The organism is Corynebacterium sp. HMSC08C04, assembly GCF_001807495.1.
In the GTDB taxonomy this organism is placed as follows: domain Bacteria; phylum Actinomycetota; class Actinomycetes; order Mycobacteriales; family Mycobacteriaceae; genus Corynebacterium; species Corynebacterium simulans.
In genome coordinates this window covers 82,207-94,588 of record NZ_KV789195.1, presented here as the reverse complement: position 1 = coordinate 94,588, position 12,382 = coordinate 82,207, and the positions used below count along the sequence as shown (strand labels likewise).

Below are 12,382 nucleotides of genomic sequence, written 5' to 3'. Positions count from 1 at the left end.
ATCTGTGCCTTCCTTTTTCAAGTATTTGGTGCTGGAGGCAACAGTAACTAAACCCTTATGAGTTATGGGTCACATAATGAAATGAATAGTAATTTGAATCATACATATCATTCATGCTGCTGGTAGTGAATAAGATTTGCATAATTCGCAAAAGATTCAGGAATCTCGTGTTGCACCCGTCTGGGGGTGGGACTCGTCGTAGGAGGCGGGGAGAAGCGCAACGACGATAATCGTCGCGATGACGACGGCGCAGAAAACCAAAACCCACGGCCAAAACTTGATGAAGATGCTGATACCTACCAATGCGCACAGCACGGCCAACAGATAGGTGGTGCCGCGTCCGGCCTCTTGCTCCTCCCGCTTGGCGGTCTCCAAAGCCTTTGCCATGCGTGCCGATTCGCGGGCTTTTTCCGCGAAGGCGTTGCTGCGGTATCGGTTGGGAATGTCCATCGTGGTCACCACGGCATTCTCACCTAAACCAAAGCGGCAGCCATCAGCGCCATGTAGACCAGCAGGGCCCCAGACAGGATGCCTAGGAACACGGTATCGAAGTCGCGTTCCTGCTTGCGTGCCTTAGACAAGGCTTCACGCTCGAGCTTGGCGACGCGCGCCATTGCCTTCTTGTTGGACTGAATCCGGGAGCGTTCCTGTGCGATGCGTTCAGGCATTAGAGCTGGCATCTGCGTGGTCTGGGACTGCATGAGAGATCTAGGTTCCTTCCTTATCGAGGTCAGCGATTCTGATAAGGAGTATGCGGTAAAAGTCCCAAGTGCCCTCTGAAAATGGGGATTATTCCTCTAGCTCTAGTTCTGGGTCTTCTGCCTGGGCGGCTTCTAGAACTTCCTTCGCAGCGCTCAAGTTGATAGCGCCTACTACAATGCCGACAGCGATGTCCGGCCACGGGCTAAACCACCAGATGGTGATAACGCCAGCCAGCAGGATAAGAAGATTGGCCGCTACGTCGTTACGGGCCGCCAGCCAGGCGCCCTTGGTCAGCGCGCTTCCATGCTTGCGCAGGCTAAGTAGCAATACCGCGCAAAGTAGGTTGATGAGCATAGCAAATACCGCGGTACCGGAAAGCAGGAAGGCTTCTGGCGGAGTGCCGCTAATCATCTTCCAGATTGCAGTGGCAAAGGCCGCGATTGCCGGAATGAGGATAAGTCCCGCAAGCCCGTAACTTGCTTTCCGACGCCCCGCTACCGACCATCCAAGCGCCGCCAAGACGAGTGTGTTGATGAGGAAGTCTTCGAGGAAATCCGCGGCGTCGGCCAGCAGCGAAGCTGACCCGATGTGCCAGGCCATGGCCACTTCAACGAAAAAGCCAAACAGGTTCAATGCTGCAACCCCCGCCACCACGCGCCGGGCGCGGGTGCCGAGGGTGGAAGAAGTTAGTTCAGAGCTCACGGAGCTCGATATTAGTCTTTAACGACCACGTCATCGGTACGACGGTGACGCTCAGCCCAGAATGAGCCCAACGCTGTAATCAGGGAGATTGCCACGAGGATGATAACTCCAGGAATCGAGCTTGGCGTCTCGTTTGAAGCGTTCATTGCAGTCGCGATAAACGGCAGGAGTCCGGAAATTGCTCCAGCGATGTTTGCAGCGATAGCGACGCCGGAATAGCGGACGTTCGCTGGGAAGATTTCGGACAAAAGAACGCCGGAGACAGAGTAGGTGCTCGTTACTAACGAGAGGCCGAGACAGACAGCCACAGTTAACAAGGCTGCGTTTCCAGAGTCGATCATTGCCCAGATGGGATAGGCCATGACAGCAGTTGCAATACCTCCCCAGCCCATTACTTTGCCTGGCCCGATCTTCTCGCCGAGCCGGCCAAAGTAAAGGTTGATGAAGATCTGGCAAACAGCGGCAGCGAGCGTCGCATTGACTACCGTTTGGCGCTCGAAGTTCAAGGTGATTGTGGCGTAACTGATGGTGTAGGTGGTCAATACGAAGAACCCGCCGATTCCGAGCAGGGCTGCTGCAGCGGCAAGAACTATTTGCCCGAAGTGCTCGGTAAATAGTTCTTTGAGGGATCCTTTGTGTTTCGCTTCATCTTCTTCTGCTTCCTTCTCCAAGGCTTGATAGACCGGAGATTCCTCTACTTTTGTGCGGATATAAAGCGCAATTGCGAGGAATGGGAACGCGATCAAGAAAGGAATGCGCCAACCCCAGCTTGAAACTGCGTCATCAGGCAGCATGAGGATGAGGGAGAAGACGCCAGAAGAAAGGAGCGTGCCAGCGGGCGAGCCAATTTGGACGAATGCGGCGTAGCGCCCTCGCTTTTCTGCAGGTGCGTGTTCAATTGCCATCGTGGTGGCGCCGCCCCACTCGCCACCAACTGCAATTCCCTGTACAAGACGTAGAACGGTTAGCGCAATCGGAGCCCAAATGCCGATTGAATTGTAATTAGGTAATAGGCCGATTAAGCCCGTTGCTACGCCGATAGCGACAATCGAGATGAGAAGTGCTGGGCGACGTCCCATCCTGTCGCCGATCTGGCCGAATAAAACTGCGCCAAAAGGTCGAGCAAGGAAGCCAACGCCTAGCGTCGCGAAAGACGCGAGAGTTGCTGTGGTTTCGCTGGCGTCGGAGAAGAAGAGGTCATTGAAGACCAATGCTGAGGCGGTGCCGAACAGGAAGAAGTCATACCACTCAAGCGCGGTACCAATGAATGCTGAGCTAGCAATTTTGAATACGTCTTTGGAGTTGACTTCGACTTGCTCGGGGGTTGAAGACTGAGTGTCTAGGGGAGCGGTCGGGCCAGTCAAGATATTCCCTCCTGTCGTTAAGGTGTGGTGTGGATAACACAATAACGGTGGAGAAATTGTAGCGGGATGAAAAATATAAAAGTTGGGATTTTTTCCTGCGGATTGAACATGGGCTGTGCAATTGCACAGCCCATGGCTTGAAGGGCGTGTTTGCCGTGTGGATCGAGAGGCGGGGGAAGAGGATTAGAAAGTGGTTACCGGTTTATAGTTGAGCGCGAGAATGACTGCGGCAGCGTCGTAAGGACGCGTGACGTCGTAGCCTGTTGCATCTGCGAATTGGCTGAGCCGATTGATGACAGTGTTGCGGTGGCAGTAGCTGATGGCTGCTGTTTGTTTGATTGAGCCGGTGCGAAGATAAGCTTCTACAGTTTCTAGGGCCGGGGAGTTGGAATTGCGTAACTTCGTAATATCGGCGCTTAGCTCGTTTTGCTTCGAACCGGGAAAAGATGCGAGTGCGCTTCCTGCAATTGCCCAAGATAGTTCATGGGCTGGGGTCGGCTGTGTGGGCGTGCGTGAAGCCTCAAAGAGTTTGGGGCTAGCTAGTACTGCATCGCGGACATTTGCAAGCCCTTCGACCTTACTGAAAACAGCGCTGGGTAATGCTGGAATGTTCGGCTGATTCTCGGCGCTTATGGGCCAGAAAGCGGTGAATAAACCATTGTGCGGATAGCCGAAGATCTTTCCTTCCGCTGTTGCAAGTTCGAGTGCGTCTCGAGCTTTCAAGGCGCTGTTTGCGTGGAAAACGACGACTTTGAAATTGCTATGTGCGTCGCAGCCTATTGCTTGGGCTATTTCCTTGATTGTGATGGTGTCAATGGAGGCGGAGGAGAATAATTTGTCGAGATGGCGGGCGTTGGCTAGGCGTAAATCTTGCGCAATACGGGCATTTTCTCTCCGGAAGCCATCGCGAACGAAGAAATTGTATTTTGCGACCGCATTGTGCAGTTGGTCCACGTGAGAGATAAGTACTTCTTGGTTTCCTCCGGCGGCTTGACGGATGCGGTTCCAAATCACCAGAAAATCCAGTTGAACTGCATCTATGAGCGTGCTGATGGGGACGCCTTGCTGCGCGCGTCTGCGTCCTAAGGCGTCTGCATGCTGGCGAAAAGTCGTGTCGTCCAGTGTGCCTGCGATGGCCTCCATCAGCATGGTGAGCACCTCAAAAGCAGTGCGGCGAAGTTCTTTCTCACTGACAGGGGAGTTGCCATAGCTGCCAAGACTGCTGAAATCAGTAATGAAGTCATCGACCAATCCTGGGATGTCTGACTGAACTTCTTTGAGGATTCTTTCCCAATCGCCATCGTGCATATGCACAACACTACTGGCTAAAGGGTGGGAAAATGACTCAATTTGTGGGAAATGACTGTGCAGCTGCCCTTCTTCGCTTAGTGTGACTTGCAGCATAAGTAAGGAGGAGTGAATGAATCAGAATCAAATCACTATCATCTACGATGCTCATGTACTGACTCAGGATCCGTCTTACCCTGAAGCGCATGCGATTGCCTTCGCGAATGGGAAGATACTTGCCCTTGATGATGCTGCGTTAGCTCTTCCGGGTGAACGTTGGGATGCACAAGGAAAAGTCCTTACCCCAGGGTTTAACGATGTGCATTCGCACTCCGTGTGGTTCGGGCAAACGCTCATGGAAGTTGATTTGTCCAAGGTTGTTAGCGCGCAAGATGTATATGATGCAGTTGCCTCCGCTGAGCCTTCTGGCGAATGGATTATTGCTTCGGGCTTCGTCGCATCTAGCTTGGGTGGACAGACCCTTGAACTTAGCGAGTTGGATCGCGCGGCCGCTGGACGTCCGCTTCTTATCAAACACAACTCTGGCCATGCTTATACCGTTAATACTCGTGCACTCGAATTAGCGGGAATTGATCCTGCGGCGCCGCCGACAGTAGAAGGCGGAGAATTCGTTCGCGATTCAGCTGGTCGATGTACTGGTTTGCTGGACGAAAATGCGATGCGCCCGATTCAGCAGGTGCTTTTGCCTGAATCTCAAACTGAGATTTCAAGTGCATTGGAACGAGCGCACCAAGTTTACCTCGAACGAGGAATTACGTCAGTTACTGATGCTGGTGTAGCGGGCGGATGGATTGGACATAGCCCTCGCGAGATTGCGGCTTACCAAGCTGCTGATTTACAAGTCCGTACGCAGGTAATGGTGACCATGGATGTTCTCCACGAACTCGATGGGCATCAAACTGATGGCATAGGTTGGGGTATCGACGCCGGCATCCGAAGCGGGCTCGGTAACGAATGGTTGCAAATTGGCCCCACCAAGATTTTTACGGACGGCTCCCTGCTTGGGACTACGGCTGCGATGACGGAGAATTATGAGTGCTGCCAGCATTCAGGCTATTTTCAAGGCGACCCGGAGCTAATCAAGCGTAATGCCTTAATGGCAGCGGGCGCCGGATGGTCACTCGCTTTACACGCAATCGGTGATGCTGCGGTTGACTTCGCGATTGAAACGCTCGAAGAAGCCATTCGTGTGCACGGCGCACCCAAGATTCCGCACCGAATCGAACATGGAGGCGTTGTTAGAGCAGAACAGATTGATCGCTTGGCGAAGCTGCCTGTAGTTCTGGTCCCACAGCCGTATTTCATTAAAGAATTCGGTGATGCAATGGCGCAGAAACTCGGTGCCAAGCGTGTAGAGCTGTCTTATCCAGCTAAGCGTCTCCTTGATGCCGGAATGACTCTGCCTGGTAGTTCAGATCAACCGGTGACGCGTGGTATCCCACTCGAAGTCATGCAAGCTTTCGCGCAAAGAACTACTGCTGCGGGCAATGAATATGGGCCTGCAGACAAGATCACCGTATCTGAAGCTCTTTACGCGTATACCGCGGGTTCAGCGGCAGCTACAGGCTGGGCAGGCCGAAAGGGACAAATAAAGCCCGGGCAGCTCGCGGATTTCGTTCTGTTGGGCTCGAACCCACTGGAAACACAAGTGGAAGCGCTATCTGAGATAGAAATTCTGGCGACTGTGGTCGGTGGCGAACTTCGCTACGGAAGCTTCTAAAACCCAAAAAATCTAATACACATTGCGAATTAACTCGGAAAGGAATACATAATGCGAGCAACAACTGATGAACAGTACCTGGCGGACTTTCGTGAGATGTCGGCGAACGGCGCGACTGCGGGAGGTGGCGTCGAAAGGCAGGCTGCGAGCGAAGGCGACCGCGTTAATCGTGCGTGGTTTGCGCAGGTGCTGGAGTCGATGGGTGCGCGCGTGCACTACGACGAGATTGGCAATCAGTACGGTCTCTTCGAGTTCGTTCCGGACGCGCCTTTTGTAGGCCTGGGTTCGCACCTCGATTCACAGCCTTTGGCCGGGCGCTATGACGGTGCATACGGCGTGCTGGCGGCAGCGCATGCGGCAAACCGGGTGGCCCGCCATGCGGAAGAGGGGAAGATTTCGCCGCGTTATAACCTGGCCGTAATCAACTGGTTCAACGAGGAAGGCTCGCGTTTTTCTCCGTCCATGATGGGCAGCTCCGTGTTCACCGGAGTTATGCCGTTGGAAAAGGCGCTGGAATCGACGGACCTTGCAGGAACCACCGTGGCAGAGGCTTTTGAGGAAGCGAAATGGACCCCGGTCGAGCAGGCCCCGAAGGTGGTTTCCTATGGCGAAATCCATGTTGAACAGGGCAAGGGTTTGGAGGCTGCTGGCAACACCATCGGCCTGGTGACCGCGACCTGGGGCGCGAAGAAGTTCCAGGCGGTAGTGCACGGTGAGCAGGGACATACCGGTTCCACCATGATGGTGGATCGTCGTGATGCGCTGTTTGGCGCTTCTCTCATCATTGCCGAAGTACAGCGTTTAACGCGAGAGTTTCCAGAGTTTGAGCTTCAGGCATCTGTGTCCCAGCTGACCTTGGAGCCAAACTCGCCGGTGACCATTGCCCGTGAGGTGCGCTTCAATATCGACCTACGCTCGCCGAATAGCGAGACGCTGGAGACCGCGCAGAAGCGCGTTCGGGAGATTATTGCGGCAGCGGAAGAAGAGTCCCGTACCCGTGTTGAGCTGAACACTACCCATGAGTGGGCGCTCAACCCGTATCCAGAGGCCGGTGTGGAACTTGCGCGTGAAGTGGTTGAAGAGCTGGGCTATTCTCACCAGGAGATCTTCACCGTGGCTGGGCACGACTCGACGAATATGAAGGAGCACGTACCGACCGTCATGCTCTTTATCCCAAGCGTTGACGGCGTCTCCCACAATGAGGCGGAATACACCAAGGATGAAGACTGCGTTGCAGGTCTTGATGTATTTACCCACGTGGCAGCGCGCCTGGTTGAGGGTGCGCTGACCTAAAACACCTGGCTCGAGTTACTTGTCCAGCGGCGTTACCTGCGCGCTTGCCAGCCGCCACGGCCCGCGATTACAACGGTTGCCGGTTTTATAGCATTCCAATCGGCAGTAATTTCGCGGGATACGCGAACCTCAATTGAGGCGGTCTGCGCGTTGAACATACTCTAAGACCCCAGCAGCCCCGGATAAAGCGCAGCGAAATCTTGCCAGCGAGAACCTTCTGATCCAGAATCGGGAAGTAGCTTTCGCCCCAGCTGCCGATGTCGCTTGGCAGCAGCGTGAGGTTGTCAGCGTGCCCGTATTTTACGAGTTGTTCGACGTCATCGCCCTCGTTGAGCGGACGGTCCATCACGATTTCGCCGTTTTCTACGCGGGCGATCATTCCCACTGGGCTGACCCACTCGCTCTTTCCAAAGCCACCGAGGTAGGAACCCCCAAACGATGACCCGGAGCTAAACCCTTGGGCAGTAGGCACGACCGTGCTGTTTAAGGACAGAGCGACGATTGCAGTTACGGCAAGAGGACGGAGCAATTCCTTAGTCATCTCGAAAGCCTTGCCTCGAGGAAGCTGGTACCGCACTGTTCTCTATCTCTCTTTGCGCGTTCTCTCAAACACACGCGCAAATTATGAGCCCTCAAAACCCAGAAACCGGCGCAAGAACGCTGTGCAAAAGATAGTAGGTTTGTATATCGCTAGATTTTGCACAACGAAAGCGCCCAGGTCTTCGAAAAGGCTCTGGGCGCTATCGCTGTCTCTCTCTAAACGCCTCCGATTATCAGCCAAGGCTGCCCTCCGGAAGCTGAGGGGTTCTCTCTATCTCTCTCATGCGCTCTCTCAAACGCACAACAAAAGTATGAGGCATGCAGCTGGCACAGCAATGATGTGTGGCTGTTAGGTCGCTGGGACTGCCTGTGCAATCACTGGCGGTTTATGGAAGCTTGCCGTTTGCCTCTAGTCCTTGCCCATTAGTTGATGCGGTTGCCGCTTTCGCGGTCGAAGATATGCACGTTCGAGGTATTTGGCTTCAGCCAGATGGTTTCGCCGATGCTTTGATGGCTGCGCGGTTCCACGAGCACACCGGTATTGCCACCCAGACGAGTAGTGGAGCTAAACACCGTGCCGTCCTCGCCAGTGAGATCGCCGTAGAGGTAAGACTCGTGGCCAAGTTCCTCAACATGGTGAATGACAAACTTTACGCCGCCTTCGCCTTCAGAACTCTGCTTCCAATCTTCAGGGCGAATGCCCACCGTAAGTGGACCTTCTGGCGCTTGCTCGAAACCCCAGCGGCGCAGAACGGAAGCGTTGATGTCATAGAGGTTCATTGCAGGCGATCCGATGAATCCCGCGACGAAGGTATTAGCGGGACGGTCATAAATTTCCCGAGTTGGTGCTACTTGTTGCAGAACACCCGCATTTAGTACCGCCACGCGGTCGCCCATGGTCATAGCCTCTGTCTGGTCATGGGTGACATAAACCGTCGTGGTACCGAGGCGTCGCTGTAATTCGGAAATCTGCGCACGGGTAGATACGCGCAGCTTGGCATCGAGGTTAGACAGTGGTTCGTCCATGCAGAACACCGCCGGTTCGCGCACAATAGCGCGCCCCATCGCTACGCGTTGGCGTTGGCCGCCCGACAAGTTTGCAGGTTTGCGGTCGAGTAGGTCTTCCATCTGCAGGATCTTCGCCGCTTCCTGAACGCGCTCCTTGATGAGGGCTTTGTTCATCTTCCGGTTTTCCAAGGCGAAGCTCATGTTCTGGGCAACGGTCATGTTGGGGTAGAGGGCGTAGTTCTGGAAGACCATGGCAACATCACGATCGGATGGGCTAACGCCCGTGACGTCCTTGCCGTCGATGCGGATGGAGCCGGAATCGGTTGGCTCCAGTCCAGCGAGCATGCGAAGACTCGTTGATTTTCCGCAACCAGACGGTCCGACGAGCACAAGGAACTCGCCGTCGGCGATGTCGAGGTTGAGCGAATCGACAGCGGGGCGTTCGGCGTCCTTGGAATAAATCCGCGAGACACCATCAAAAGTGACAGTTGCCATGGTTTCCTCTCAGTTCAGGTACGAAGACGGGGCGGCGAGATGAATTACTTCTTGATGACCGGCTTGACCTGGTTGTCGTAGATAGACTGCAGTGTCTTTTCCAGATCGGTTAGGGTCTTCTTGACGTCATCGCGGTTGGTCACGATCTTCTCGAAGGCACCGCCGATTTCCTGATCGGCGCCGGGGAGGAATACACGTGCGTAATCCTGTGGACGGGTATCCGGTAGCTGTTCAATAGCAGTCTTGAAGTTCGGGTTTTCTTCCATGAACTTCTTTTGCTCATCCAGTTCCATTGCAGTCTTGCGCACGGGCATGTAACCGACGTTCTGCGACCAGTAGGAAGTGTTTTGGTCGTTGGTTACAAAGTCGATGAACTTGATCGCTGCGATTTGGCGATTCTTGTCGATGCCGGCTGGGATAGCCAGACCAGCTCCGCCGGTTGGGCAAGCACCATCGCCGTTTGGGTTCGGCAGGAACGCGGTGCCCAAGTCGAACTTGGCGTTTTCGGTGATGCCGCTGAGATCACCGGTGGACAGCACCGTGGCAGCGGCGCGGCCGGTGGAAAATTCCATCGCCATATCGTTGCCCACGTAGGAGTAGCCTTCTTTTTCATCGGTGACCTTCTTCAGCCACTCGACGGCTTCGATGGTCTTGGGATCAGTGAACTTGAGCTCCCATTCATCGGAGTATGCGCCGCCCTTGGACCACAGCGGCCCCTGGAAGATCCAACCCAGGTAGTCAACAGCATCGCCCCAGCCAAAGGCTTGCATATCGGGGTTTGCATCCGCGAGCTTTGTAGCCCACTTATCCATCTCGTCCCAAGACTTTGGTCCGCGGTCAGGTAGACCCGCCTTCTTCCATGCGTCCTTGTTGTAGTAGAAGAGCGGAGTAGAGCGGGCAAATGGCAGTGCAAAGTGGCCGCCGTCGTAGGCGTAGTCCTCATACAGTGGCTGCACGTAGGAGGAAAGGTCGACGTTTGCTTCCTTGGCGAGCTCGTCGACGTTCGCGATCTGACCGTTGATAGCGAAGTTGTACCACCAGACATCGGAGAGAACCACGATGTCGGGAAGGTCGCTGCCGGTCAGTGCCGCGTTAAACTTTTGGGCTGCTTCTTCGTAGTTCTTGCCGGCATCAATCAGGTTGATTTTGATGTCCGGGTTTTCTTTTTCGAAGCGGGAGATGATCTCGGTCTCGATGTCCTTCGAGGAACCCGGGTGGTTGGACCACCAGGTCAGTTCGGTGACTTCCCCGGAACCAGAGGAATTCTTCTTAGCCTGTGAGTCAGTGGAGGAAGTGCCTGCGCAGGCAGAAAGAGAAACCGAGGCGGTGCTCAGTGCAAGAACAGAGAGGAATGAACGGCGGTCCATGAATTAACTCCTTGTAGAAATAGAAAGATTAAACGGCGAGCGTGGTTGAGGTAACCATCTGCGGCTATCCCTTGACGGCACCAGTGGTAAGGCCCTTGATCATGTATTTCTGAAGGGCCAGGAAGATGATGAGAATCGGAATGATGGTGAGGATGGTGGCGGCCATAACTGGACCCCAGTTGGTGACGCCGTCGTTGTTTTGCAGCATGGTTAGTCCCACCTGTAGCGGCGCGACGTCGGCAGTATCGGACATCAAGAATGGCCACAGGTATTGGTTCCATTCGTTGACGATGGTGATCACTGCGAAGGCTGTCAACGTTGGCCAAGAGATCGGAAGCAAGACCTTTGTCAGCAGGCGAATAGGTCCAGCGCCGTCCATTCTTGCGGCCTCAACCAGTTCAAAGGGCAGCGATAAGAAGTGATTGCGCATCAGGAAGGTGCCGAATGCGACGCCAGCCAAAGGCACGATGATGCCTGCGAAGGTATTTCGCCAGCCCAGCGCGTTGACCAGTGCGTAATTGGAAATGACGGTGATTTCGGAAGGTACCATCAGCGCTGAAATGACTACTAGGAAGACGATGTTGCGACCCGGAAAACGCAGGATTGCCAGCGCATATGCAGAAATCACGCCAAGCACGATCTTCAGCACAGACAGCACAGCTGTGATGAGCACCGAGTTGCGCAGGTACGTCCAGAAAGGAACGCGGGTGGTTGCGTCTTTGTAGTTCGCGGTTTCCCAGCTGGGGGGAAGCCAATTTACTGGATCCGTGTAGATGTCGCCTTTGGCTTTGAAGGAGGTCATCAAAATCCAAAACAGCGGTAGGCCAACCAGCAGGAGGACGGCGACGATGCCGATGTATCCAAAAACTTTTTTAAGGGTGTTATCCATTAAGGCTTCGCTCCCATTAGTGGTTTTGCTTGTCCATGATGCGTACCTGGATCAAGGTGATGGTCAGCAAGATCAAGAACATGATTGTGGCGGCGGTAGCGCCGTAGCCAGCGCGGAAGTTCACGAAGGTCTCTTGATAAATCTGGAACACAAGAGTGGTAGTGCCGTTACCCTGTGGGCCGCCACGGGTCATTACGTTGATGATGTCGAAGACCTGTACAGAGTTCAGCGTCACCGTGATCGAAAGAAAGAAAGTAGTGGGGCGAAGCTGTGGCAGCGTCACGCGGCGGAAACGCGTCCAGGTGGACGCGCCGTCGATAGCCGCGGCCTCGTCCAAGTCCTTGGAAAGGCCTTGTAGAGCAGCCAAATAAATGACAAAGGTATAGCCCAGGTTCTTCCACACGAAAGTGAAAGTCACCATGAACAGCGCCCAACCGGGTATTGCATAGAAGTTAGGACTTTCAACGCCTACCCAACTGAGCATCTCTTGAATAAGCCCGAAGTTGGGATCGAAGATGAACTGGAAAGCAATGCCGATGGCAGCTCCGGAAATCGCGAAAGGTGCGAAGACCACCGATCGGGTGAAATTGCGGCCCTTCAAGTTTTGATTGAGCAAGAGAGCTAGCGCGAGCCCCAATACCAGGGAGCCGATTACGGCAAAGAAAGTAAAGATGAGGGTATTCGCGATGATGGTCTTGGTATCATCGCGCGTGAACCACTCAACGTAGTTCTGAAAACCTACGAATGTCGACGTTGGGCTCGAGATATTCCAGTTAAAAAAGGAAAGCCGGATATTGTCGATGAGTGGGCGATAGGTAAAGATTCCCAACAAAATGAGGTTGGGGGCTAAGAGTACTAGCGCGAGCCACCACTCTTGGCGCTTTTTACCCTCTGCTTTCTTGCGTAAAGCAGCTGTATCGGGACTATGCTCCGATTGTTTAATAACCACTTTGGAGAAGCTAAGCCGCGCAGGTTAAAACCCGCTACCGGTGGG

General features: G+C 54.2%; 12 protein-coding genes. 2 read left to right on the top strand and 10 right to left on the bottom strand.

The window, feature by feature from the left end:
• Positions 1 to 156: 156 nt before the first annotated feature.
• The 5 genes from HMPREF3169_RS01780 to HMPREF3169_RS01760 form a co-directional block, all read right to left on the bottom strand.
• On the bottom strand, positions 157 to 450 hold the full coding sequence (locus tag HMPREF3169_RS01780) for a hypothetical protein (RefSeq protein WP_141761307.1): 294 nt from the start codon (positions 448 to 450) through the stop codon (positions 157 to 159).
• A 23-nt stretch (positions 451 to 473) separates the two neighbouring features.
• Positions 474 to 701 (bottom strand): hypothetical protein, encoded by a 228-nt coding sequence (locus tag HMPREF3169_RS01775; RefSeq protein ID WP_061920908.1) that lies wholly within the window; start codon positions 699 to 701, stop codon positions 474 to 476.
• An 88-nt stretch (positions 702 to 789) separates the two neighbouring features.
• Entirely contained in the window at positions 790 to 1,404 is a 615-nt protein-coding gene (locus HMPREF3169_RS01770) for a cation efflux transmembrane domain-containing protein (protein WP_070455528.1), read from the bottom strand.
• Positions 1,405 to 1,415: 11 nt separating this feature from the next.
• Complete coding sequence (locus tag HMPREF3169_RS01765; RefSeq protein ID WP_070455526.1) at positions 1,416 to 2,768, bottom strand: MFS transporter; 1,353 nt, start codon at positions 2,766 to 2,768, stop codon at positions 1,416 to 1,418.
• A gap of 183 nt (positions 2,769 to 2,951) precedes the next feature.
• Positions 2,952 to 4,076: a helix-turn-helix domain-containing protein gene (locus HMPREF3169_RS01760; RefSeq protein ID WP_070455524.1), complete on the bottom strand. Its 1,125-nt coding sequence runs from the start codon at positions 4,074 to 4,076 to the stop codon at positions 2,952 to 2,954.
• Positions 4,077 to 4,188: 112 nt separating this feature from the next.
• Here HMPREF3169_RS01760 and HMPREF3169_RS01755 point away from each other — a divergent pair, with 112 nt between their 5' ends.
• On the top strand, positions 4,189 to 5,796 hold the full coding sequence (locus HMPREF3169_RS01755) for an amidohydrolase (RefSeq protein ID WP_070455522.1): 1,608 nt from the start codon (positions 4,189 to 4,191) through the stop codon (positions 5,794 to 5,796).
• 51 nt (positions 5,797 to 5,847) lie between these two features.
• The gene (locus HMPREF3169_RS01750; protein ID WP_070432403.1) at positions 5,848 to 7,089 is read left to right on the top strand and encodes a M20 family metallo-hydrolase; all 1,242 of its coding nucleotides are present in this window, start codon (positions 5,848 to 5,850) and stop codon (positions 7,087 to 7,089) included.
• 85 nt (positions 7,090 to 7,174) lie between these two features.
• On the opposite strand, the gene HMPREF3169_RS01745 is transcribed toward HMPREF3169_RS01750, so the two are convergent.
• The 5 genes from HMPREF3169_RS01745 to HMPREF3169_RS01725 form a co-directional block, all read right to left on the bottom strand.
• Positions 7,175 to 7,630: a hypothetical protein gene (locus HMPREF3169_RS01745; RefSeq protein WP_141744808.1), complete on the bottom strand. Its 456-nt coding sequence runs from the start codon at positions 7,628 to 7,630 to the stop codon at positions 7,175 to 7,177.
• A gap of 422 nt (positions 7,631 to 8,052) precedes the next feature.
• Complete coding sequence (locus HMPREF3169_RS01740) at positions 8,053 to 9,132, bottom strand: ABC transporter ATP-binding protein (RefSeq protein WP_061920917.1); 1,080 nt, start codon at positions 9,130 to 9,132, stop codon at positions 8,053 to 8,055.
• Between the two features lie 44 nt (positions 9,133 to 9,176).
• Positions 9,177 to 10,499, bottom strand: a complete 1,323-nt coding sequence (locus HMPREF3169_RS01735) for an ABC transporter substrate-binding protein (protein WP_070455520.1) — start codon at positions 10,497 to 10,499, stop codon at positions 9,177 to 9,179.
• Between the two features lie 64 nt (positions 10,500 to 10,563).
• The gene (locus HMPREF3169_RS01730; RefSeq protein ID WP_070455518.1) at positions 10,564 to 11,388 is read right to left on the bottom strand and encodes a carbohydrate ABC transporter permease; all 825 of its coding nucleotides are present in this window, start codon (positions 11,386 to 11,388) and stop codon (positions 10,564 to 10,566) included.
• 16 nt (positions 11,389 to 11,404) lie between these two features.
• Positions 11,405 to 12,337, bottom strand: a complete 933-nt coding sequence (locus tag HMPREF3169_RS01725; protein ID WP_371326279.1) for a carbohydrate ABC transporter permease — start codon at positions 12,335 to 12,337, stop codon at positions 11,405 to 11,407.
• Between the last annotated feature and the right edge of the window lie 45 nt (positions 12,338 to 12,382).

Bases quoted from the DNA above. Each gene is read 5' to 3' on its own strand.
- HMPREF3169_RS01780 (WP_141761307.1), bottom strand. From the start codon at position 450: ATGGACATTCCCAACCGATACCGCAGCAACGCCTTCGCGGAAAAAGCC.
- HMPREF3169_RS01775 (WP_061920908.1), bottom strand. From the start codon at position 701: ATGCAGTCCCAGACCACGCAGATGCCAGCTCTAATGCCTGAACGCATC.
- HMPREF3169_RS01760 (WP_070455524.1), bottom strand. From the start codon at position 4,076: ATGCACGATGGCGATTGGGAAAGAATCCTCAAAGAAGTTCAGTCAGAC.
- HMPREF3169_RS01755 (WP_070455522.1), top strand. From the start codon at position 4,189: ATGAATCAGAATCAAATCACTATCATCTACGATGCTCATGTACTGACT.
- HMPREF3169_RS01750 (WP_070432403.1), top strand. From the start codon at position 5,848: ATGCGAGCAACAACTGATGAACAGTACCTGGCGGACTTTCGTGAGATG.
- HMPREF3169_RS01745 (WP_141744808.1), bottom strand. From the start codon at position 7,630: ATGACTAAGGAATTGCTCCGTCCTCTTGCCGTAACTGCAATCGTCGCT.
- HMPREF3169_RS01740 (WP_061920917.1), bottom strand. From the start codon at position 9,132: ATGGCAACTGTCACTTTTGATGGTGTCTCGCGGATTTATTCCAAGGAC.
- HMPREF3169_RS01735 (WP_070455520.1), bottom strand. From the start codon at position 10,499: ATGGACCGCCGTTCATTCCTCTCTGTTCTTGCACTGAGCACCGCCTCG.
- HMPREF3169_RS01730 (WP_070455518.1), bottom strand. From the start codon at position 11,388: ATGGATAACACCCTTAAAAAAGTTTTTGGATACATCGGCATCGTCGCC.